Annotated in this window: 1 protein-coding gene; it reads right to left on the reverse strand. The window is 79.0% G+C overall.

Annotation, left to right across the window (positions count from 1 at the left end; genetic code table 11):
- Positions 1–276 (reverse strand): hypothetical protein (locus tag FLX08_RS41150; protein WP_167530788.1); only part of this gene is annotated, 276 nt, incomplete at both ends.

Raw genomic sequence — 276 nt, forward strand, 5'->3', positions numbered from 1 at the left:
CGGCGTCGTCGACCTGGGCAGAGGCGGTGCTTGCGGTGTCGCGCGGCTCGCACTCGCCGGGCCGCTGCTCGCCGGGCCGCCGCTCACCGACCCCGCGCTCACCGACCCCGCAGCCGCGAGACTCCTCGTCGGGAAGTCCGGGCGTGGCGTTGCCGGAGCCGGCGGCAGGGGCGGTGGCGGCGTCGGTGCTGCCCAGGTCGCTGAGGTCGCCCAGGTGGCCCATCTCGGCCCGATCACCAGCGCTGTCGGCGGCGGGGTCGGCGGCGGGGTCGGCGG

The sequence above is a fragment of the Microbispora hainanensis genome (genome assembly GCF_006874475.1).
In the GTDB taxonomy this organism is placed as follows: domain Bacteria; phylum Actinomycetota; class Actinomycetes; order Streptosporangiales; family Streptosporangiaceae; genus Microbispora; species Microbispora hainanensis.